Annotated in this window: 20 protein-coding genes; 11 read left to right on the top strand and 9 right to left on the bottom strand. The window is 66.4% G+C overall.

The annotated features are described in order from the left end of the window. Positions 1-304 precede the first annotated feature (304 nt). Both HF885_RS01695 and HF885_RS01690 read left to right on the top strand, forming a co-directional pair. Entirely contained in the window at positions 305-2611 is a 2307-nt protein-coding gene (locus tag HF885_RS01695; RefSeq protein WP_170103233.1) for an LTA synthase family protein, read from the top strand. A 192-nt stretch (positions 2612-2803) separates the two neighbouring features. Continuing rightward, positions 2804-3178, top strand: coding sequence for a hypothetical protein (locus tag HF885_RS01690; RefSeq protein ID WP_328804304.1), 375 nt, complete (start codon positions 2804-2806; stop codon positions 3176-3178). 99 nt (positions 3179-3277) lie between these two features. Here the strand turns inward: HF885_RS01690 and HF885_RS01685 are convergent, their stop codons facing one another. After that, positions 3278-3994 carry a Crp/Fnr family transcriptional regulator gene (locus HF885_RS01685; RefSeq protein ID WP_090862890.1) on the bottom strand — a complete coding sequence of 239 codons (717 nt, stop codon included), beginning with the start codon at positions 3992-3994 and terminating at the stop codon, positions 3278-3280. A 217-nt stretch (positions 3995-4211) separates the two neighbouring features. On the opposite strand from HF885_RS01685, the gene HF885_RS01680 reads away from it, so the two are divergent. Next, entirely contained in the window at positions 4212-4991 is a 780-nt protein-coding gene (locus HF885_RS01680; RefSeq protein WP_090862893.1) for a TIGR00730 family Rossman fold protein, read from the top strand. 59 nt (positions 4992-5050) lie between these two features. On the opposite strand, the gene HF885_RS10285 is transcribed toward HF885_RS01680, so the two are convergent. The 4 genes from HF885_RS10285 to HF885_RS01655 all read right to left on the bottom strand — a co-directional run bounded on the left by HF885_RS10285 (position 5051) and on the right by HF885_RS01655 (position 9277). Continuing rightward, positions 5051-6337, bottom strand: a complete 1287-nt coding sequence (locus tag HF885_RS10285; RefSeq protein WP_206109719.1) for a methylated-DNA--[protein]-cysteine S-methyltransferase — start codon at positions 6335-6337, stop codon at positions 5051-5053. Between the two features lie 336 nt (positions 6338-6673). Beyond that, positions 6674-7657: a type I phosphomannose isomerase catalytic subunit gene (locus tag HF885_RS01665; protein WP_170103232.1), complete on the bottom strand. Its 984-nt coding sequence runs from the start codon at positions 7655-7657 to the stop codon at positions 6674-6676. 179 nt (positions 7658-7836) lie between these two features. Further along, the gene (locus HF885_RS01660) at positions 7837-7998 is read right to left on the bottom strand and encodes a hypothetical protein (protein WP_170103231.1); all 162 of its coding nucleotides are present in this window, start codon (positions 7996-7998) and stop codon (positions 7837-7839) included. A gap of 61 nt (positions 7999-8059) precedes the next feature. Then, positions 8060-9277, bottom strand: a complete 1218-nt coding sequence (locus tag HF885_RS01655; RefSeq protein ID WP_170103230.1) for a 6-phosphofructokinase — start codon at positions 9275-9277, stop codon at positions 8060-8062. A gap of 152 nt (positions 9278-9429) precedes the next feature. Between HF885_RS01655 and HF885_RS01650 the strand changes: the two genes are divergently transcribed. Further along, positions 9430-9999, top strand: coding sequence for a flavin reductase family protein (locus HF885_RS01650; RefSeq protein WP_170103229.1), 570 nt, complete (start codon positions 9430-9432; stop codon positions 9997-9999). Between the two features lie 72 nt (positions 10000-10071). On the opposite strand, the gene HF885_RS01645 is transcribed toward HF885_RS01650, so the two are convergent. The 3 genes from HF885_RS01645 to HF885_RS01635 are packed head-to-tail and all read right to left on the bottom strand — an operon-like array spanning position 10072 to position 12455. Beyond that, positions 10072-10617: a flavodoxin family protein gene (locus HF885_RS01645; protein WP_170103228.1), complete on the bottom strand. Its 546-nt coding sequence runs from the start codon at positions 10615-10617 to the stop codon at positions 10072-10074. A 27-nt stretch (positions 10618-10644) separates the two neighbouring features. Then, positions 10645-11175 carry a hypothetical protein gene (locus HF885_RS01640; protein ID WP_170103227.1) on the bottom strand — a complete coding sequence of 177 codons (531 nt, stop codon included), beginning with the start codon at positions 11173-11175 and terminating at the stop codon, positions 10645-10647. A 2-nt stretch (positions 11176-11177) separates the two neighbouring features. Continuing rightward, complete coding sequence (locus HF885_RS01635; RefSeq protein WP_090845954.1) at positions 11178-12455, bottom strand: O-acetylhomoserine aminocarboxypropyltransferase/cysteine synthase family protein; 1278 nt, start codon at positions 12453-12455, stop codon at positions 11178-11180. 323 nt (positions 12456-12778) lie between these two features. Here HF885_RS01635 and HF885_RS01630 point away from each other — a divergent pair, with 323 nt between their 5' ends. The 3 genes from HF885_RS01630 to HF885_RS01620 all read left to right on the top strand — a co-directional run bounded on the left by HF885_RS01630 (position 12779) and on the right by HF885_RS01620 (position 16178). Next, the gene (locus HF885_RS01630) at positions 12779-14209 is read left to right on the top strand and encodes an esterase family protein (RefSeq protein ID WP_170103226.1); all 1431 of its coding nucleotides are present in this window, start codon (positions 12779-12781) and stop codon (positions 14207-14209) included. A gap of 192 nt (positions 14210-14401) precedes the next feature. Continuing rightward, entirely contained in the window at positions 14402-15604 is a 1203-nt protein-coding gene (locus HF885_RS01625) for an ATP-grasp domain-containing protein (RefSeq protein WP_170103225.1), read from the top strand. Positions 15605-15686: 82 nt separating this feature from the next. Next, positions 15687-16178 (top strand): GNAT family N-acetyltransferase, encoded by a 492-nt coding sequence (locus HF885_RS01620; RefSeq protein WP_170103224.1) that lies wholly within the window; start codon positions 15687-15689, stop codon positions 16176-16178. Between the two features lie 30 nt (positions 16179-16208). Here HF885_RS01620 and HF885_RS01615 read toward each other — a convergent pair whose 3' ends face one another. Next, positions 16209-16559 carry a helix-turn-helix transcriptional regulator gene (locus tag HF885_RS01615; RefSeq protein WP_170103223.1) on the bottom strand — a complete coding sequence of 117 codons (351 nt, stop codon included), beginning with the start codon at positions 16557-16559 and terminating at the stop codon, positions 16209-16211. A gap of 260 nt (positions 16560-16819) precedes the next feature. Here HF885_RS01615 and HF885_RS01610 point away from each other — a divergent pair, with 260 nt between their 5' ends. The 4 genes from HF885_RS01610 (at position 16820) to HF885_RS01595 (ending at position 21896) form a co-directional block, all read left to right on the top strand. Continuing rightward, complete coding sequence (locus HF885_RS01610) at positions 16820-17014, top strand: hypothetical protein (RefSeq protein WP_170103222.1); 195 nt, start codon at positions 16820-16822, stop codon at positions 17012-17014. Between the two features lie 141 nt (positions 17015-17155). Beyond that, positions 17156-18142, top strand: coding sequence for a LysR family transcriptional regulator (locus HF885_RS01605; RefSeq protein WP_170103221.1), 987 nt, complete (start codon positions 17156-17158; stop codon positions 18140-18142). After that, positions 18139-19146, top strand: a complete 1008-nt coding sequence (locus HF885_RS01600) for an NADH:flavin oxidoreductase (RefSeq protein ID WP_170103220.1) — start codon at positions 18139-18141, stop codon at positions 19144-19146. Before HF885_RS01605 ends, HF885_RS01600 begins: the two co-directional genes overlap by 4 nt. Positions 19147-19253: 107 nt before the next feature. Next, complete coding sequence (locus HF885_RS01595) at positions 19254-21896, top strand: DEAD/DEAH box helicase (RefSeq protein ID WP_170103219.1); 2643 nt, start codon at positions 19254-19256, stop codon at positions 21894-21896. Positions 21897-22425 lie beyond the last annotated feature (529 nt).

Genomic DNA, 22425 nt, shown 5'->3' with positions numbered 1-22425 from the left:
CGCCCGACAATGAGACCGGTACTCGCACCGGGCCGTGCACTAACACGGTAAATCCTATCGTGTTGCTAGGAAATGTCAACAGAGCCGCGCGTGACGTGCACAAGACGTAACACGACTGCCGCAACCTGCCATTTCAGCATAGCAATGGATTGTTTCTACCCACTTTTCAGCTCAATTTTCCGCATGCGCATTTTCGATAGAACGCTATTGCCCAAAGCGATTGCCGCGGGGCGAGAAAAGCCGTGACGCACCGCTCGCACTACAATGGCAGGCTGTGGCACATCTTCGATAGAGGGACTCTCACATGCAGGGAACAAATGGCTCGGCCGCGTTCTGCCCAACCGTGATGGCGCAGGTCGTCGTGCTTGTCGTCGTAACGCTCGCATACGCGCTCGCAAGCGCCGCGGTCGCGGCGCACCACGCGGGCGAGAAGGGCGCCCCGGCCGTCCTTGCCCGCATCCGCCCCACGACCCTCCTCTGGGAGCTTCCGTTTCTCGGCGCGCTCGTCTTCCTCTGGGCCTGGTGCGCACGCGGCCTGTACTCCGGCGGCATCGCCTCCCTCCGGGCGAACACCCTCGTCATCCTCATCGCTGGGATCGTCTGCCTCCCCAGGCTGCACCTCTCGTCGATCCTCGCGCGGCGCATCCCCACCCACAGGCAGGCCGCATGCCACACGACCGCGACCATAGTCCTTCTCGCCCTCTGCGAGGAGGCCTCCCGCGCTGCGCTCGAGGTCCCGTGGAACGACGCGTGGCTCGACATCGCGCCGCAGTTCGTGGCGATCGAGGCAACCATCATCGGCCTTGCGCTTCTCGCCCTGTACTTCCTGTTCCAGCGTCGCGGGGCTGGCGTCGCCCTCGGAGTGGGTTTCATGCTCTTCGTCGGCATCGCGCAGTACTTCGTGTTCCTGTTCAAGGACGCCAACATCACGCCGGCGGACCTCCAGGCCCTTGGCACCGCTGCGGAGGTCAGCGGCGGCTACGTCTATGTCATCACGCCAGCCGTGGTACAGGCCTTCGCGTTCGCGGCGGCCGGCATCGCGTGCGCCGCGTACCTCATGCCGCCGGCACCGCAGGCGCTAGCCCAGGGCGGGCACGTGCCCGCCCATGCGGAGGTCGCGCGTCGCGGCGGCGTCCGAGCATGGCTCGCCCACGCGGCGTCCGTGCCCGCCGTGCGACGAGGCGCGCTCGGCCTTGCCTTCGTCGTCGCGCTCGTGCTCTTCGTAACGGTCCCCGGCTACGGAGCTGACTTCGGCGTCAGCCTCAACCACTGGAACTCCCTGTACAGCACGTCCCTGCAGGGCTTCTTCCCCTGCTTCGTGAAGGAGTTCCAGGCACGCCTCATCCCCGTCCCAGAGGGCTACACGGAAAAGGCCGCGAAGGCGGCCGAGAAGAGCCTGGTCAAGAGGTATCGCAAGACGCTCGGCAGCAGTGCGAGCACCTCGGCCGGAACGGCGCGCAAGGCAGCCGAGAAGCAGTTCGAGGACACGAAGCCGTCCGTCGTGGTCATCATGAACGAGTCGTTCAGCGACCTGTCCGTCTACAAGGCCATCGCGGAAGCCGGCTACGCGGGCCCCAACTACGTGAAGAGTGGCACGACCGACGCCATCCTGCGCGGCGACTCCTACGCCTCGATCTTTGGCGGCGGCACCTGCAACTCGGAGTTCGAGGCGCTCTGCGGCGTGAACCTACACTACCTGGGATCGAACAAGTACCCCTACACGCAGTGGGACTTCACGAACGTCGACTGCATGCCAAGGCAGTTCGAGCGGCTCGGCTACCAGACAACGGCAATCCATCCCAACCTGGGCACGAACTGGGACCGCGAGCGCGTGTACCGCCAGGTGGGCTTCGACAAGTTCCTCACGATCGACGACTTCGACGGAGCGGAGACGTACCACAACGGCTACGTGAGCGACCGCGCGACGTACCAGCGCGTGCTCGACGTCCTGGCCTCCAGCAACAAGCCCCAGTTCATCCACGACGTCACCATGCAGAACCACGGACCCTTCACCACCGGCACCATCCCGAGCAAGGACCGCACGAACTTCTCGCCCGCGGGCGCCACCAGCCTGGACAACTCGAAGCTGAACGAGTACCTGGCATGCGCCACGGAGTCCGACCACGCCATCGAGTGGTTTATCGGGGAGCTTCGCAAGCTCGACCGACCCGTGGTCGTGCTGTTCTTTGGCGACCACCAGCCCAAGCCCGCAAGCCCGTACGCGACGATCGGCTACGAGGGAGAGCCTTCCATCACGACCGCGGAGCGCATGTTCCACTCCAGCTACTTCATGTGGGCGAACTACGACGTCGCGGGCGACGAGCAGGCGGGACAGACGCTGGACGAGCCCATTTCCGCACTGGGTGACGAGCTCATGTATCGCATTGGTGCGCCGCTCTCCGCACGACAGAAGGCGTCCCTCGCGTCGCAGCTCGACCTGCCCGTGCTGAGTCTCATTGGCTACAAGGACGCGAGTGGAAAGTGGCACGCCTACGGAGACGACGAGCCCCTGGCGTCCCCTGACTCGACTGAGGGCTCGGACGCCGCCACTCATGCGGACAGTCTCATGGGCTACGTCAACTACCTGGAGTTTGGCAGCATCGTGAACTGAGGGTCCCAGCAGCCACGCCCACGGATACGCTTCACCCCGTCAAACAGCCGTCCGGCGTGCCGCGTTGCACGCTGGCGGCATAGTGTTCTTAACCTTGTTAGCCACTTTGGCGCCCTCGAGGCGGCCATGCGCCAGCTTGACATGCAGTGAGAAGTTCGCGACTACCTGGCATCCCACCCACACGCCGCGGTCGTGAACATGGGCTGCGGCCTTGACCAGACGGGACGCGCCTGCGACAACGGCAGGTGCAAGTTGTACAACGTCGACATGCCGGATGTCATCAACATGCGTGAACAGCTCTTTCCCACGGACTGGCGCGAGACCGACATCAAGAGCAACCTAAACGACCACGCGTGGATGGAACAGGTGGACGGATCGGATGGCGCCGTCTTCTTCGCGGCGGGCGTGTTCCACTACCTCACCACTTGGCAGGCGCGAACGCTTGCATGCGAGCTAGCCCGCCGCTTTCCGGGAAGGCGGCTCGTGTTCAACACGATTGGCAGACTAGGAAAGCTTTTGATGCGCCCGCTGCGACGGGATGTTAGGGATGCGCGTCAACCGCATTGACTTTCCCGGCACGACCGATTCGCGTTCGTCGGCAGCCCCTAGGGAACAGGAAGCGTAACACTGGCAGCGTCGACGGCATTCACGCAAGCCCCGCCATTGCTATGGAAGCCTCCGACGCGGACGTCTTTCAAGCGGACCCGCAAGCCTCATCCGGTTGCCATCCCGCTCGAGCACGCCCTCGTCCACCATACGTCCCATCTCGCGTGAGACGGCACTCCTGTTGCCGCCTATGAACTGGGCCAGTGCCGTCTGGGAGAGGAGAACCGTCACCCAACCGTCGGCATCTGCGGTAAGCCCTCCCAGGTAGACCACGATGCGGTCGCGCAAGCTGTGTTGGCCCAGAATCCTTACCTTCCGATTGAGAAAGACGCTCTGCGTCGAGACAATGCCCAAGAGGTTGCGTAGAAGCACCGCCTCGAGTGCGTCCGGCTGTCCGCCCGTGCCCAGCACACCCACGTCCAGCAGTACCACCTCGGTCGAGCGCAGCGCCACGAGCTCGATGGGGCTCTCGGGAACGCGGGCGCACGCGAACGCGGCACCATACATCTGACCTGCGGTGAAGCGATTCACGTTGATGCGGTCGAACCGCTCGCTGTCGAACGACCCCTCGACCTCGCCGGACATGAGGATTCCCACGTAGCGAAACGGCTCCCCGAAGCCCTGCAGCACCTCCCCCTTGGCAAAGGAGTGGCACCGCGCCCGCATGAGCACGAGCACGTGCGGAAGGTCCTCGCGAGAGACCCCCGCAAAGAGCGGGCTCTTCGCCAACATGTCCATACAGTGCGCGAAGCGCTTGTTCACGCCATCCCTCTGCATAAGCCGCACCCACTTCCGTTGCCATTGCAACATCAACCCTAACACCACTCACACTCACGCGCAAAGCGATTACGCTCGTCGGCGCAAACGTCACGCCCGCATAACGACTTTGTCAGCCAAAAAAGACCACGGCGCCCCACGGACACATTGCCCTAGACTGCGCACGGAAGAACGCAAGACACCGAAAGACATTCGAGAAGGATAGGAACGAGAGAGCATGCAAGACGAAGATGCCGAGAAGGACGAGCCGCGCGAGCAGGAGCCGGACTTCGAGCCCCCATACCACCGTGGCCCCGTCATCATGCGTGGCAAGATGATTCCGAAGGAAAGCACGAACTCCCACCTCCTTGCGCCCGACAAGGACACCTCGTGGCTCCACACGGACCCATGGCGCGTACTTCGCATCCAGGCGGAGTTTGTGGACGGCTTCGGCGCGCTCGCGGAGCTGGGGCCCGCAGTCTCGATGTTTGGCTCCGCCCGCACGAGCGAGAACAGCCCGTACTACAAGGCTGCGCGCGAATGTGCGCAGGAGGTGGCCAGGCATGGCATTGCCGTGATCACCGGAGGAGGCCCCGGGATCATGGAGGCCGCAAACCGTGGGGCGGCGGAAGTGGGCGGAACCTCCGTAGGGCTCGGCATCGAGCTCCCCCACGAGCAGAGCCTCAACAACTGGATCAACCTCGGCATGAACTTCCGCTACTTCTTCGTACGCAAGACCATGTTCATGAAGTACTCCCAGGGCACGGTCATATTCCCCGGGGGCTTTGGGACGCTGGACGAGGCGTTCGAGGGCCTGACGCTCGTTCAGACCGGAAAGTCCCCGCGCATTCCACTCGTACTGTTCGGCACCAGCTATTGGCAGGGCCTCTTCGACTGGATTCGTGGGTCCATGCTCGCCGAGGGCAACATCTCGCCCAAGGACGTCGACCTCTTCACGCTGACGGATGATCCCAAGGAGGCGGCGGACATCGCCATGAGCCAAATCCTGAACGGATAGGCAAGACATCCCGAGAGCCGGGACCGCATCGCCATCGTCAGGGATGCGGTCCCACGTCGCTACCCCATCTTCGCCCCCTCGAGCGCAAGGAGCCTGGCCTTCACCTCGATGCCGCCGGCAAACCCCGTCAGGCTCCCTCCTGCGCCAATCACCCGGTGGCACGGCACTATCACGCAGATGGGGTTGTGTCCAACAGCCCCTCCCACGGCACGTGCGGACGTACGCCTTCCCGTCTGGGACTCGACCCTCTCCGCAAGCTCTCCGTACGTCACGGTCCGTCCATAGGGAATCTGGAGCAGCTGCCCCCACACCACCATCCTGAAGGGCGTCCCCACAAGCCCGAGCGGCAGCTCGCCAGGATCGGGCCTCTCCCCCGCGAAGTACCCTCGCAGCCAGCGGCGGGCAATGTCGAACACGGGCAGGTCGTCCTTGCGGACGTACGCCTCGGCAACATCCGCATCCCAGTTCCTGTCATGCTCGAACCAGCAGTGCGAGATCCGCTCCCCGTCGCTCGCGAGCGTCAGGTTGCCTATCACGCCCGTCTCGAACGTCGTCACATACGTCGTACCCGTACCAGTCCCAGCAACCTTCCGGGGGGCAGAGCCCCCCTTCCGCACGATCTTCCGGGCCACACCGCCGTTCTTCTCGCCCGCCATGCGCGCGGGCCTTGTCTTTTGCGCAAGGTCGCGAAGCTCCGGAAGCGCGCCTCCGGCCACCTCCCACAAATACAGGCTCGCGACGCTGCAGTACGGGCTGAACCGGCGGCGATACCTCTCGAACAGCTTCCGCGTGATCTTACGGTGGTGGTAGAGCATGCGCAGGCCGCGCTGGATGGCAAGGTTGTCGAACGCGAACACGTCCGGACGGTTCAGGCAGAAGGTCAGGATCATCTCTGCCGTCCACCTGCCCACGCCGCGAAGCGACGCAAGCGCCTCTATGGCCTCGTCGTCACCCATGCGTTCCACCGCCGCGATGTCGAACGAGCCATCCTGAACGCGCAGGGCGAAGTCGCGGATGTAGCCCGCCTTGCCGTATGTCATCCCAAACGCCTGCAGCTCCTCGACGCTCGCGGCCGCAACGTGCGCCACATCCACCGTTCCAAGGCCGTCGCGCATGCGTGCCCACACCGTCGCCTGCGCGCGCGTCGAGATCTGCTGCCCCACGATGCTGTGGACTACCGCCTGAAAGAGGTCGTCGTCGCGCACGCGCCACACGTGCCCGATCCTGGCGATGGCGTCCGCCATGCGCGGGTCGCGCGCGGACAGGTATGCCACGGCATCGTCGCCGTACTCGACGTACCTGACCTCGCCTTGCACCAGCCTGTCATCCGCTTGCGTCATGGCCATCGCCACCCTCGTGGGCCTCGAGCGTTTGGTCAGACCAGCATACACCGCCCAGGTGAGAAGAACAAGTGTTCTGTTTCGTTTTTTACTCTCGCTCGGTTACGACGACATGGACGTAGGCACCGCCCTTGCCCTGGGCCTCGCAGATCGTCGCGTCGTACTCGTACGCGTCTTGGGTCATGTCCCCTCCAGACCGTTATCAACACAGGGTGGCGTCTCCCCCGCAAGTTGCCTCGCGGAAGAACTCCGCCGCCGAGAGCCCCTTCGAGCGGAAGCATCGGCAGTTTAGCGCCTGCCCAACCCCAAGGAAAACCGTTCCCGCCAATCTCTTGGCGCGACCTAGCCCTCAGGCCAGCTGACGATGAGCTCCATCTGCCCTTCGAACTCGAGGTCGCCGGAACCCGCCGGCGCCACGAAGTGCGACCCCAGCGCGAGCTCCCAGCTGCCGGCGCCAGACGTAACCTTGCCGCCCGTGCCATGCACCACGGAGACGCACATGAAGTCGTGCGTCTGAGGCACTCTCGCGGGCGAGCCCGGCACCACGCGCACGCGCTCCACCTCGAAGTTGGGACACGTGCCCAGGACGGTGACGCCGTCCTTCTCGGGCGCTGCGACATCGCCGCTCTTGGGAAGCGGCAGGTCGAAGTCCACCACGTCGAGCGTCTGCGGAATGTGCAGCTCGCGGCGGGTGCCGTCCGCCTGCACGCGGTCGTAGTCGTACACGCGGTACGTCACGTCGCTGGACTGCTGGGTCTCGAGCACGACGGTGCCTGCCTGTATGGCGTGGATGGTGCCGGGCTCGATCATGAAGAAGTCGCCGGGCTTGATGGGCACGCTGTAGAGAAGGTCGTCCCACCTTCCCTCCCGCACCATGCGGGCAAACTGCTCGCGGTCCTTCGCGCGCTGGCCCACGACGATGGACGCGCCCGGCTTGCAGTCCAGCACGTACCAGCACTCGCGCTTGCCCAGGCTGCCGTTCTCGTGCTCGGCGGCATAGGCGTCGTCCGGGTGCACCTGCACGCTCAGGTTCTGCCGGGCGTCCAGGATCTTGATGAGCAGGGGAAAGCGGCCGCCCTTTGCGTCGCCAAAGAGATCGCGCTCGTCCCTCCACAGCTCGCTCAGGGTACGACCGTCATGCGGGCCGCCCTCGATCGTGCAGTCGCCGTTGGGGTGCGCGCTGATGGCCCAGCACTCCCCCACGTCCCCGTCGGGGATGTCGTAGCCGTACGTGTCGTGCAGGTAGCGGCCGCCCCAGATCTTGTTGTGAAACACGGGCTTCGGGAACAGCAGCTCCTGCGGCTTCGTGCCAGCGCTCTTCTCCATGTGCACGTCCTTCTTCCTCCAACGTTGGAAGGCGCGGGCGCCGGCTCTTGCCTGGCGTCCGCGCCGGTGATACGTTCGCGCCTCTAAGATGACACGATGACAGGCTCTACTTCTGAGCGGCCGCCAGCTTTTGGTAAACGTCCACAAGGTCCTCGGCCATGATGCGGCTGGCCTCGGCGTTACGGTCGGTGATCCTTGTCGGTTCTTCCAAGCTCGTCGCGTACGGCCTTGCGCACGACGAAGTACACGGCGACCAGCAGAAGCACGGCAGGTATCACCAGCTCCAGCATCATGGCCAGAATCGACATGCCAAGCTCCGGCAGTCCCATTCCAAAAATCATGGTCCCCCCCATCGTCGCATCCAAGCGTATGGACCGCATGGCCTCGCCACGCGGAACTCCCCTATGCCAGCGGCGGCATCTGCCTTGGCAGTCCGCCTACGTAAGCGATCCGCTCCGGCGGCGCTACCAGGGGCCTTGCGTAGCGCACGAACTCCGGGGTGACGCCCATGCCGTCGGCGGCGATCCACTCGCGCGGGACGGGCCTCACCTTGTTCGCCACCTCCGCGACGCCCACGGTGCGCAGCCGCGCGCGGTACGGGTCGTCCGAGGTGCGCTCGACCGCGCACATGACGCCCGTCTTGCCGTCCAGCGCCGAAAGCGCGCCCAGGCGACCGAGCGCGAAGGCCTCGTCCAGGTCCGTCGCGCTCGCGCAGTGGCTGGCGCAGCGCTGGAAGGTGGAGATCTCCACGGCGCGCGTCTTGCAGCCAAGGCGCTCCTTCGCAAGCGCGGCCAGGTAGCGGCTTGCCCCGGAGAGCTGCGCCAGGTGACCGAACTCGTCGGTGCCCGTGCCAGCGGCGACGGTGCGCTCCGCGATGAGGCGGCCCGAGGCGTCGCGCACGCCCTCAGACGTCGCGACCATGACGGTGTTCTTCTCGGCGAGAAGTGCCTCGACCTTTGCCATGAGCGCGTCCTCGTCCAGAGGCACCTCGGGCAGCAGCACCACGTCGGGACTGGCGAGGCAGGCGGAGCCCGCGAGCCAACCGGCGTCGCGGCCCATGATCTCGACGAAGGTCACGCTCTTGAGGTCGTAGACGTCCGCGTCGCGCGCAACCTCCGCGACGGCCGTCGCCACGAAGCGGGCCGCGCTTCCGTAGCCGGGCGTGTGGTCCGTGCCGACGAGGTCGTTGTCGATGGTCTTGGGAACGCCGACGAAGCGGACGTCGCTTCCCACCTGCGCACCGTAGCGCGCGAGCTTTGCGATGGTGTCCATGGAGTCGTTTCCGCCGATGTAGAGCACGGCGGAGACGCCCGCCGCGTCGATGCGCTCGAGCGCGCGTGCGAAGAACTCCGGGTCGGCCTCGGGCTCCGGCAGCTTGAAGCGGCAGCTGCCGAGCCAGCTGGCGGGGGTGTCACGCAGGAGCGAAAGCGCGTCATCGTCCGGGACCGCCTGGTCCAGGTCCACCGTGCGCCCGTCGAGGAAGCCCTGGATCCCGTAGCGCATGCCGATGGCATGGGCGCCCTTCTCCCGTGCGCCGGCAATGACCCCGGCGAGACTGGCGTTGATGGCGGAGGTGGGGCCGCCCGACTGTCCAACAAGAATGCGCTTTGCCTGGGACATGGTCCTCCTATCTTCGTGGTTGGAACGAGTATAGCGCGCCGGCGCCGCGGCCCCGCGCGTTGCGGCGGTCTGGCTTGGACGCGCAACCGCAAGTGGGTACAAGGCAGGTAGGTGACAACGGCCACCGTCGCGGCGGCGAGTGAGGAGGAGCCATGCTCAAGGAACTGAAGGTCGGACCCTACCTGGCACCGATGCCGGTGCTGATGATCGCAACGTACAACGACGACGGCAGCGTCGACGTCATGAACATGGCGTGGGGCGGCATCTGCGACACGGACAAGGTGGCGCTCAACATTGGCGCGCGGCACAAGACGTCCAAGAACATCGCGGCCCGCAAGGCGTTCACGATCTCCGTGGCCGACGAGGCACACATGCGCGAGGCGGACTACTTTGGCATCGCCTCGGGCAACACCGTGGCGGATAAGTTCGAGCGCAGCGGGCTCACGGCAAAGAAGAGCTCCCGCGTGGACGCGCCCGTGATAGAGGAGTTCCCGCTGACGCTGGAGTGCGAGGTTATCGAGGACGACGAGGCCGTGAGCGGGCATCGCGTGGTCGGGAAGATCGTTGGCGTGCTGGCTGACGACTCCGTGCTGGACGCCGACGGCAAGCCCGACATCGCCAAGCTGCGCCCCCTGACGTTCGACACGTTCCACAACGGCTACTACGCGCTGGGCGAGAAGGTCGGCCAGGCGTGGAGCGATGGCAAGGGCCTGGGCGAGTAGGCACGCGGACGCGCCGGCGAGGACGTTGGAATCGGCAGTGGCCATCCGGGGCCGGCCCGCCCGTGCCCGGCGCTACGCGATCGAGGCCCCCAGCTCACGTGCCTGGGGAACGTCGGTGACGGCCGACGCGTCCAGGTCATCCGTGTGGAGCAGCACGGCAGAGCCAAGGTTCTTCCAGCCCATGCGCAGCATGAGGTAGTCGAAGTGCGCCAGGAGCTGCGCGGGGTGCGCGCCGCCGGCCGCAACCAGGAGCGCCCCCGAGCGGCCGTTGCCATGAAGCTCGTCCGGCTGGCACTCCGCAAGGGCCCAGAGCCGGTCGAACGCGTTCTTCAGCAGCCCGCTGTACGACCAGAAGAAGAGCGGCGTCGCAAGCACCACCACGTCGCACGCGCGATACGCCGCATACACCCGCGCCATGTCGTCGCGCTGCGTGCAGGGATGGGCCGGGTCCGCACCGCCGTGGAGGCAGCCCACGCAGCAGTGTATGTCGAGCGTGCGCAGGTCAAGCACCTGCACCGTGTTGCCCGCCTGCCGCGCGCCCTGCGCAAACGAGCGGATCATGGCCGCGGTGAAGCCCCTTGCGCGGGACGAGCCGTTCAGCACGAGGATGCTTGCCATGGGGTTCCTCCTTTTTCCACAGATGGGCTACAGCAGGAGCGCAAGCAGGAGCGCCGCCTGGCCCACGGTGTTCACGACCTCCTCGGCCCAGTTGTCGCGCGCAACGTCCTGACGGTTGTGGGCGGCCATGTAGCTCATGGCGACCATGCAGCCAGCCCATCCCGCGAGCGCCACCACGGCCGGCGGCCGCACCAGCGAGGCGAGCACGCCCGCAAGCGCGTCCAGGCGCATGACGGCACCGGCAGCCATCAGGGCAAAGCCCAGCGGCATGACGTAGCGCATCTGTCGCGCGAGGAAGGGAACGTCGCGGCGGGCAAGCGCCAGCAGCGCCTTCCAGGCAACCTTGCCGGCGCCGCCCGCGAACGCCACAACCGAGCCCACCACGAAGAGCGGGCTCGCGATGCGCCGGCCAAGCACGATGGAGCTGAGGCAGAACAGCACGACCGGCACGGCGTCGAGCGCCGCGAGCGCGGCCGTGAAGCCCTCCGGAACGGCGTCAGGCCGCATGTCCCGCTCTTCTCGCCCGCGCGGGTCGGCGCCCTGCGATGCGGCCGCCACGGCTATGCCTGCTCCAGCGCCTGGGCAAGGTCGTCCAGGATGTCCTGCGTGCCCTCGAGCCCGCAGGAAAGCCGCACCATGGACGGGCTGATGCCGGCGGCAACAAGCTCCTCGTCCGTCATCTGGCGGTGGGTGGAGCTCGCCGGGTGCAGGCAGCACGTGCGGGAGTCCGCCACGTGGGTCTCGATGGTGCACAGCCTGAGCGCGCGCATGAAGCGCTCGGCCGCCGCGCGCCCGCCGGCCACGTCAAACGAGACCACGCCGCAGGTGCCGTGCGGCATGTACTTCTGCGCGAGCCCGTGGTAGCGGTCGCCCGGAAGCCCGGGATAGCGGACGGACGCGACCTTGGGATGCGCGCTCAGAAACTCCGCCGCGGCCTGCCCGTTTCTGCAGTGCTGCGGCATGCGCACGTGCAGGCTCTCGAGGCCGATGTTCAGCAGGTAGGCGTTCTGCGGGCTCTGGATGGAGCCAAAGTCGCGCATGAGTTGCGACGTCGCCTTGGTGATGAACGCGCCCGCGTTGCCAAAGCGCTTGGCGTACACGATGCCGTGATACGACTCGTCCGGCTGCGTGAGGCCCGGGAACTTGTCCGCGTGCGCCATCCAGTCGAAGTTTCCGGAGTCCACGATCGCGCCGCCGACGCACGAGGCGTGGCCGTCCATGTACTTGGTGGTGGAGTGGGTCACGATGTCCGCGCCCCACTCGATGGGGCGACAGTTCACGGGCGTGGGGAACGTGTTGTCCACGATGAGCGGCACGCCGTGGTCATGCGCGGCGGAGGCAAACAGCTCGATGTCGAGCACCGCGAGCGCGGGGTTTGCAATGGTCTCGCCAAACACGCACTTGGTGTTGGGCCTAAACGCGGCGTCCAGCTCCTCGCGCGTGCACGTGGGAGAAACGAACGTTGCCTCCACCCCCATCTTGCGCATGGTGTGCGCCAGGAGGTTGTACGACCCGCCATAGATGGCGGAGCTCGCCACCACGTGGTCACCGCACTCGCATATGTTGAAGAGCGAGAAGAACGTGGCCGCCTGGCCCGAGGACGTCAGCATGGCCGCCGAGCCGCCCTCCAGCTGGCAGATCTTCTTCGCGACCGCGTCGTTGGTGGGGTTCTGCAGGCGGGTGTAGAAGTAGCCGTCCTCCTCCAGGTCGAACAGGCGCCCCATGTGCTCCGAAGTGTCGTACTTGAAGGTGGTGGACTGCACGATGGGCAGCTGCCGGGGCTCGCCGTCCCCGGGAACGTAGCCGCCCTGCACGCACGTGGTCTCGATGGTGCCCATAAACGTCTCCCTGCTCGCTGGCGGCCCCCGACGCCATGGCCGACGGGACCGCAGACCTACATGCCCATGAACATATATGTTGCCACACCTTAAACCCTGCGCGGCAATAAAGCCGTGCCGTCTCCCCCATGCAGAACCAAGGACACCCGAAGCGACACCAACGCCCCCTACGTTGCAGCCATGTGGCAAAAACGGCCCCAAAATGCACGATTTCGCACGTAATGCTACAATTCACGCGGGCAAAGACCCGCCGGCGGACAATTTCGTACCTTCTGCCGACGCGTCAAAGCGAATACATGGACTCGATAGGAGGACATTCCAATATGAAGCGTTCCGTCTACAAGCTTAAGAGCAAGTCCCTCGGCCAGGAGGCCAACCTGATCGTCTACGGCGAGGGCGGCTACCCCGTCGTCGCGTTCCAGACCCAGGACCAGAAGGCGAGCGAGCTCGAGGACGAGGGCATGGTGGACGCGCTTGCCGAGTTCATCGACGGCAAGCAGATCCAGCTCTTCTCGGTTGATAACTTTGACGAGCAGAGCTGGTCGCTCCTGAACGGCGACAACGAGGCCCGCGCCGCCCGCCAGGAGGACTACTTCCGCTTCGTGACGGACGAGCTCATCCCCCGCGTGCACGAGCTGAACGCCTCCAACCTGCGCCCGATCGCATTTGGCTGCTCCATGGGCGCCGTGCACGCGGCCATCGCGCTGTTCCGTCGCCCGGACCTCTTCCAGGGCTGCATGGCGCTTTCCGGCATCTACCACTCCGGCTACTTCTTTGGCGACTGGATGAACTCCACGCTGTACGACAACGACGTCCTGGCATTCCTTCCCAACATGCCGCTTGACCACCCGTACGTGGGCCTGTACCGCAACCGCTCGCTGCTGTTCTGCTGCGGCCAGGGCGAGGACGCGCAGTTCGCGGACGACGAGCGCCGCATGGACGCAGAGCTCAACCGCCTGGGCGTGGACCACTGGTGCGACTACTGGGGAGCAGACGTCACGCACGACTGGTACTGGTGGAAGAAGCAGATGGCCTACTTCCTGCCCTTTGTGCTGGAGGACGTCGCCAAGGAGGTAGAGAAGGAGCCCGTGGCGCCGTGGGTCGCGAAGGCGCAGGAGCCCGCGAAGAAGCCCGCTGCCAAGCCCGCCGCGAAGAACGCCGAGGCAAAGCCTGCCGCGCCGAAGGCAAAGGCGAAGCCGGCTGCCGCAAAGGCAGCTGCCAAGCCCGCCACGAAGTCTGAGCCCAAGGCAGCGGCAAAGGTCGCGGAGAAGACCGCAGCCAAGCCTGCCGCGAAGTCTGAGCCCAAGGCAGCCGCTAAGCCGGCCGCGAAGAAGGTCGCTCCCAAGGCCGCTGCGAAGGCAGAGCCCAAGCCCGAGGCAAAGCCGGCCGCGAAGAAGGCCGAGCCGAAGCCCGAGGCAAAGCCGGCCGCCAAGGCGACCCCGGCCAAGGCCGAGCCGAAGCCTGCCGCAGCGAAGCCTGCCGTGAAGAAGGTCGCTGCGAAGGCGGAGCCGAAGGCAGCCACAAAGGTCGCGGAGAAGACCGCGGCTAAGCCGGCCGCGAAGGCGGAGCCCAAGCCTGCCGCAGCAAAGCCGGCCGTGAAGAAGGCCGAGCCGAAGCCCGAGGCCAAACCAGCCGCTAAGCCGGCCGTGAAGAAGGCCGCTTCCGCCGCAAAGCCCGCGGCAGCCAAGAAGCCAGCCGCAAAGTCCACGGCCAGGAAGGCTGCCACCACCAGGACGGCCCGCAAGAAGCGCTAGTCGCCGCACGAAAGACAGCCTCGAAGGCCCCACGCCCCTAACACCACGGAGCGCGGGGTCTTCTCGTTAGCGCCGCACTTCTCCCCCGCCCTGCGCCGGGACGCGTCGACGCTTCACACGCACGCAACCTTGCGCTGGTATCATCGCTGGCACGCGCCGCACACGGCGCCGAACCCTCCGGATTGGAGCACCTTGAACTTCGTCTTCGTATCGCCGCAGTTTCCCCACACGTACTGGCAGTTCTGCGACCGGCTGCGCCGGCGCGGCGTCAACGTGCTCGGCATAGGCGACACCCCGTACGACCAGCTCGACGGCCGCCTTAAAGACGCGCTCGCGGAGTACTACTGGGTCCCGAGCCTTTCGGACTACCCCAGCGTGTTCAAGGCGGTCGCGTTCTTCTCGTACAAGTACGGAAAGATCGACTGGATAGAGTCGAACAACGAGTACTGGCTCGCACAGGACGCCGCGCTGCGCACGGACTTCAACGTCACGACCGGCCCCAACGCGCAACAGATCCGCTCGCTCCAGAGCAAGGTCGACATGAAGCTGGGCTACCACCGCGCCGGCGTCGCGACCGCGCGGCAGATACGCCTGACCACGCTGCAGGCGGCGCTCGACTTCGTGGAGGGCGAGGGCGGCATCGGCTGGCCGGCGTTTGCCAAGCCGGAGCGCGGCGTGGGCTCGGTCGGCGTCGCCAAAGTCGACGGCCGCGCGGACCTGGAGCGCCTGATGGGCGAGAAGGGCCAGACGCCGTACGTGCTGGAAGAGTACGTGGAGGGCCAGATCTTCAGCTACGACGCCATCCTGGACTCGCACTGCCAGCCGCTGTTCGAAAACATGGAGGAGTTCCCGCCCTCGATGGCCAGGGTCGCGACGGAGGGGCTCGGCCTCTGGTACTGCTCGCTTCCCACGGTCGACCCCATCCTGCGGCAGCTGGGCCGCGCGTGCGCCTGGAGCCTTGGCCTTGCGCGCCGCTTCGTCCACATGGAGTTCTTCAGGCTCGCCCACGACAAGCCGGGCCTTGGCCAGCGGGGCGACTACGTGGGCCTCGAGGTCAACGTGCGCCCGCCCGGGGGCTACTCCCCCGACATGATGAACTTCGCCCACTCCACGGACGTGTATCAGATCTGGGCGGACATGGTGGCGCTGGACCGCAGCACGCTGCCGCCCTCGCGCGACAACCACTTCTGCGTGTACGCGGGCAGGCGCGACTCGCACGCGTACGCCCACTCCCACGAGGAGGTGATCGCGCGCTTTGGCGACTCCATCGTCATGTGCGAGCGCATGCCGGATGCGCTCTCCAATGACATGGGCAACCAGATGTACACCGCCCGGCTGGACGGCGCGCGGGAGCGCGACGAGTTCATTCGCTACGTGCAGGAGCGCGCGGACTGACGCGCCGGCCCCACACGCGGCAGGCGGGCGGCGCGACGCAGACAGGCGCAACGCAAACGCAAACGCAAGATAGGAGAAGAGCATGAACATCAGGCGCGCAACGGACGCAGACATCCCACAGGTTCTGGACCTGCTCGTCCAGGTGTGCAACGTGCACGCAGACGGAAGGCCGGACCTCTTCGTGAGGGACACCACCAAGTACACCGCGGACGAGCTGAGCCAGATCTTCCGCGACGACAGGACCCCCGTCTTCGTGGCGGTGGAGCCGGCGGACGCGGCCAACCCGGACACGGGCGAGCGCGTGCTGGGCTACGCGTTCTGCATATACCAGGACTGGAACGGAAACAACGCCACTGGCATCCAGACGCTCTACGTGGACGACATCTGCGTGGACGAGTCCGCACGCGGCAAGCACGTGGGCACGGCCCTGTATAACCACGTGATCGACTTCGCGCGCGGCGAGGGCTTCCACAACGTCACGCTCAACGTGTGGTCGTGCAACCCCGGCGCCCTCAAGTTCTACGAGGCCATGGGCATGAAGCCGCAGAAGATCGGTATGGAGACCATACTCTAGCGCGCCTAGGCCAAGGCGCCCCGCCACCGCCTACTTCGGGCGCCTCGACTTCGACGTCGCGTCCAGGATTGTCTCGAGGGCGTCGCGCACGTTCGGCGCCAGCCGCGCATAGATCTCCGCATAGCGCTCCTCGTACGCGCGCACGCGCACAACGCGGACGTCTCCCTCGTATCCCAGCAGGTCGTTGGGGGTGCAACCCAGGCAGTTCGCCAGTGCCAGCAAGTGGTCCGCCTTCATCTCCACGCGGCCGGTCTCCCATGCGCTCACGGACTTCTCGCTCACGCCCATGATCGCCGCAAGCTGCCGCTGGCTCTTGCCGGCGGCCTCCCTGCAGGCCCTCAGGTTGTTCCGATGTCGCACGTCCGACTTCCTGGCGCCCATGGGCGCAAACGCCTCCCCTCGACCGCTCCGGCTCCGCGCAACGCAAGCGATTCTTCCCGCTCGGCGCCGCCAAACGCAAGCAAAAGCACTTCAGATACAAAGAATGCTCTTCTCTATTCATAGGAGAGTTCCCACGCGGCATGTCTAGCGCCACTAGGCACGCATGCCAAAACGCCGTAGAATCTAGTCTTGCTAGACAGTTGGATAGCCGGACGAGAAGTACAAGCGTCCGTACCCCAAGCGCATTCGGAGGACACCCCATGAGCGACGCCACCAGCGACCGTCCCGCCTTCGTCGAGCCCAGGCCAACGGACAAGTTCCTCCTGCAGACCACGGGCGAGGTCGTGACGTATGAGCAACTGCTCGATATGTGCGGCGACGCGCCGCGGACGGAGGGCGAGCTCGAGGCCATCCTCGAGGAGTACGCTGCGGCCGCCATCGTGACGGAGCTGTAGCCCAGGCCGCCGTCCCATCGGCACGCCGCGCCCTTCTCGCCGCGCCCGCGCGCCTGCGTGCGGACGCCATGCCGCGTTGCGCAAATCGGCCTTCGCGTGGTATAGCTTTACTGCATAGCAGACCAATGCGGGAGGCCCCAAATGCAGCTGCAGCAGCTCCGTTACGTTATCGCCATAGCCCAGAGCGGCTCCATGAACTCCGTGGCGCGCAAGCTCTTCATATCGCAGTCCAGCCTCTCCGTCGCCGTGAAGGAGCTGGAGGCGGAGCTTGGCATCAGGATCTTCAACCGCTCCAGCAAGGGCATCAGCCTCACGAGCGACGGCGTGGAGTTCCTGGGCTACGCGCGCCAGGTGGTGGAGCAGGCGGACCTCCTGACCGACCACTACACGCGGCGCGGCACGTCCCAGGGGCGCATGTCCGTGAGCACGCAGCACTACGCGTTCGCCGTGCGCGCGTTCATCAACTTTCTGCAGGCGCACGGCGGCTCTTCGTGCGACTTCAGCCTGCGCGAGACGCGCACGGGCGAGATCATCGACGACGTGCGCACGTTCCGGAGCGACATCGGCATCCTCTTCCTGAGCCACTACAACGAGACCGTCATCCGCAAGCGCCTGGGGGACGGCTCCCTCGTCTTCACGTCGCTCTTCCACGCGCGACCGCACGTCTTCGTGCGAGAAGGGCATCCCCTCGCGTCGAAGCGCACGGTCACGGCCGAGGACCTTGCGCCGTTCGAGCGCTACGACTTCGAGCAGGGTGCGGAGGCCTCGCTCTATCTTTCCGAGGAGCCGCTAGGCGACCTGCCGCACGCGCGCCACATCACCGTGAGCGACCGCGCCACCATGACGGGAATCCTCAGCCACTGCGACGGCTACCTCATATCCACCGGCGTACGCTCCGACGAGATGTTCAACGGCATCGCGTCCATCCCCATCAAGACGGACGAGGTCATGAACGTGGGCTACGTCACCCACAGCCAGCGCCGCCTGAGCGGCCTTGCCCGCGACTACATCCGCGAGCTCGAGCGGCTCATCGTGAGCTTTGACCAGCCGGAGGAGATCGTGCCCTCGAAGGCGGCGCTCAAGAGCGTCGCCGCGCCGGCCGCAGGCAACGCGGGGACGGAGGCATGACGCCGTTCGACCCCGTGCGGGTGGGGCGCGTGGAACTGCGCAACCGCGTGGTGATGGCGCCTATGGCAAGCGGTCGCGCGAACCCGGACGGCAGCATAAGCCAGCGGCTGCTTGACCACTATCGCGAGCGCGCGGAGGGCGGGCTGCTTGGCCTTGTTGAGTGCGGCCACCACTTTGTGACGGCAGACGGCCAGGCCACGCCCCGGCAGGCGTCCATCAGCCGCGACGACGACCTCTGCGGCCTTAGGCTGGAGGCCCGCGCGTTGCACGAGTGCGACACCCCGGTGTTTGTGCAGCTCAGCCATGCCGGAAGCGCGGCGCGGCCGCAGGTGATACGCCAGGTGGCGCTCTCGCCCAGCGGCGTGAACTGCCCGGGCGCGAAGGTGGGACAGCCGCAGCCGCGTGCCATGACGCACGCGGACATAGCCCGCGTGGTGGACGCGTTTGGCCGCGCGGCGAGAAGGGCCCGCCTCGCGGGCTTCGATGGCGTTGAGCTGCACGCGGCGCACGGCTACCTTCTGGACCAGTTCCTCTCTCCCCTCACGAACCTGCGCCAGGACGAGTATGGCGGCTCGCTCGAGGGACGCCTGCGCATCACGCTCGAGGCGCTCGACGCCGTGCGCGCGGAGGCAGGCGGCATGACGGTATCGGTGCGGCTGGGCGGCTGCGACTACATGCCCGGTGGCACCACCGTTGAAGACGCGTGCGAGGCGGCGGTCCTTCTCGCCCGGCACGGCGCGGACATGATATCTGTATCGGGCGGGATGAACTACTACACGCGCCGCGACACACTGGAACCTGGCTGGTTCAAGGGCGTGTCCGGGCCCGTGCGCGAGGCCATTGCCGCGTCAGGGCGCCTCGTGCCCGTGATGCTTACCGGCGGCATCCGCAGCATGCGCGACGCGCAGGCGCTGTTGGATGAGGGCGCATGCGACCTGGTAGGCATAGGGCGGCCGATCCTGAACAACGAGCGCTGGGCGGCGAAGAACCTCTTGCACGCATAGCACGCAAGGCGATGGGTCACCGAACCGCTACTATTGAATAGTTCGAGAGGCGGCGCACAAGGTGCCGCAAGACGGTTGCGACGCAGCCGCATACAGAAGGCAAGCACATGCAGCAAGACGCAGCATTGGATAAGGCGGCCGCCGACGAGGACGCCGTGGTGGACGAGGGGCCGAACGGCCAGGGGTCGCTGGGCAGGCTCGTGCCGTGGCCCGACGACGAAACGTTCGCGAACATCGACCCCGAGGAGGCGCTCGACCTCTTTTTGGGATGGGTAGACTCGCGCGGCATCGAGCTGTGGGACCACCAGGAGGAGGCTCTTCTCGACCTTGCTTCCGGCGACCACGTGATCCTGGGCACGCCCACCGGCTCCGGCAAGTCCATGGTGGCGCTGGGCATGTGCTTCATATCCATCTGCACCGACCGGCGCGCGTACTACACGGCCCCCATCAAGGCGCTGGTGAGCGAGAAGTTCTTCGACCTTGTGGAGCTCTTTGGCCGCGAGAACGTGGGCATGATCACCGGCGACGTCACGCTTAACCCGGACGCGCCCATCATCTGCTGCACGGCGGAGATCCTGGCGAACCAGGCGCTACGCGAGGGCGAGGCCGCAGACGTGGGCTGCGTCGCCATGGACGAGTTCCACTACTATGGCGACCGTGACCGCGGCTGGGCGTGGCAGGTGCCCCTGCTCACGCTTCCGCACACGCAGTTCCTGCTTATGAGCGCCACGCTGGGCGACACGTCCGACATCGCGGCGTCGTTGGAGCTGATGACGGAGCGCTCCGTGGACACCGTCGCGGACGCGCCGCGCCCGGTGCCGCTGGAATACAAGTTCGTGGACACCGCGCTGGAGCAGACCGTGAAGATGGCGCTGGACGCGGGCGACGCGCCGCTCTACATAGTGCACTTCTCGCAGGAGGCGGCCGTGAAGAGCGCCTCTGGCCTCGCGAGCTTTGGCGTTTCGACAAAGGAGCAGCGCGCACAGATCAAGGAGGCCATCGCAGGCACCCGCTTCACCACCACGTTTGGCAAGACGCTGCGGCGCCTGCTGCTGACGGGCGTGGGCGTGCACCATGCCGGCATGCTGCCGCGCTACCGGCTGCTGGTAGAGAGGCTGGCCCAGCAGGGTCTGCTTCCCGTGATCTGCGGCACGGACACGCTGGGCGTGGGCATAAACGTGCCCATCCACACCGTGCTGCTGACGGCGCTCTCCAAGTTCGACGGGCGCCGCATGCGCCACCTGAACGCGCGCGAGTTCCACCAGATCGCGGGCCGCGCCGGCCGCGCGGGCTTCGACACCGAGGGCATGGTGATCGCTGAGGCGACGGAGTACGACATCGAGAACGCGCGCGCACTGGCGAAGGCCGGCGGCGACCCGAAGAAGGCGCGCAAGATAAAGACGAAGCAGCCGCCGAAGGGGTTCGTGGGCTGGAAGGAGGCCACGTTCCAGAAGCTCATCGCCGCGGAGCCCGAGAAGCTGAAGCCACGCATGCGCGTGAGCCACTCCATGGTGCTGGCCGAGGTGGAGCAGGGCGGCGACACGTACTCCCGCGTCCACCAGCTGATAGCGGACTCCGCCCAGCCAAAGGACGAGAAGCTCCGCCTGAACATGCGCGCGGACGAAATCTTCGCGACCCTGATAGACGCGGGCGTGGTGGAGCGCCACGAGGAGGAGGACGGGTCCTTCTCGTACGTGACGACCGTCGACCTTCCGGAGGATTTCGCGCTTGACCAGCCGCTCTCTCCGTTCCTGCTTGCGGCGCTGGAGCTGCTTGACCCTGAGAGCGACACGTACGCGCTCGACCTGATATCGATGGTGGAGTCCACGCTGGAGGACCCGCCGCAGATCCTGCGCGCGCTGGAGCGCCAGGCGCGCGACCAGGCAATGGCCCAGATGAAGGCCGATGGCGTCGAGTACGACGAGAGGATCGAGCGCATCCAGGAGGTCACGTACCCCAAGCCCCTGGAGGAGCTTCTGGACGCGGCGTTCGAGCGCTACTGCGAGAAGGTGCCGTGGGCGCGCGACTTCAGCCTGAGCCCGAAGTCCATCCTGCGCGACATGGTGGAGACGGCGTCGGACTTCAAGGGCTACGTGCAGCGTTGCGGCATCGCGCGCTCCGAGGGGTCGCTGCTGCGCTACCTTTCCGACGCGTACCGCGTGCTCGCGCGCACCGTGCCCGAGGACAAGCTGGACGACCGGCTGCGCGACATCGTGGCGTGGCTGGGCCTTGTGGTGAGGACCGTCGACTCGAGCCTAGTGGACGAGTGGTCCGCCGCCGGCACCGCCGCGCCGGAGGCGGGCGCCGCCCCCACGGACGCCGACGAGGTCGTGCACGACCGCCGCGGCCTCACGCTCCTGGTGCGCAACGCCCTGTTCGCGCGTGTGCGCCTTGCCGCCGTGGGCGACACGGAGCGCCTGGGCGCGCTCGACGCGGACTGGGGCTGGCGTCAGCCGCGCTGGGCTCAGGCGCTGGACGCGTACCGCGAGTCCCACGACGACATCCTGCTGGATGCGGACGCCCGCTCCTCCGCCTACCTTGCGATAGACGAGTCGGACGAGAAGGGCGACGGCGCCGGTCGCCACGTCTGGCACGTGCGGCAGATGTTCCGCGACCCAGACGACGACCGCGACTTTGGCATATCGGGCGACGTCGACCTGGACGCGACGCAAGAGGAGGGCGGGGTCGTCTTCTGCAGGTACCAGGTGGGCTTCGTGGAGGACCTTCTGGAGAGCGAGCACCGGGCGTAGCGAAGGGTTCTGCGTGCGACCCGGGCGCGAAGGTGGGCCGGGGGTACACTTCTGCCGCGAGTTTGCAGGGGCGGCGTAAACTCGGCCCTTACGAGTACGCTGGCGATAGGCGCCGGTACACACCTGCGCCGAGTTTGCAGGCGCTCCGTAAACTCGGGCCTCACGAGTACGGGCGACGCTGCGTGCCGGTACACGTCGGCCGCGAGTTTGCAGGGGTCTCGCAAGCTCGGCCCTCACGAGTACGGGCAATGCTTTGCGCCGGTACACTCCTGACCCGAGTTTGCACGCCCGCACGAAACTCGGGTCAGACGAGTACCGGGGGGCGCCTTGGCGGTACACGTCTGACCCCAGTTTGCATGGGTCTCTCAAACTCGCCCCTCATGTGTGCGGGAGGCACGTCCCGCCGGTACACGTGGGGCCGTAGCGTACGGGATCCCGCAAACTTGCGGCCGACGTGTGCCATAAGAAATCAAACCATGGCAGGAACTCGCCCATGTGTACCGGAAAATGCAAACTCGGGCCAGACGTG

The sequence above is a fragment of the Parafannyhessea umbonata genome (assembly GCF_012844235.1).
Lineage (GTDB): Bacteria > Actinomycetota > Coriobacteriia > Coriobacteriales > Atopobiaceae > Parafannyhessea.
The sequence above is the reverse complement of the archived record's forward strand: the minus strand, read 5'-3'. Positions and strand labels throughout refer to the sequence as shown.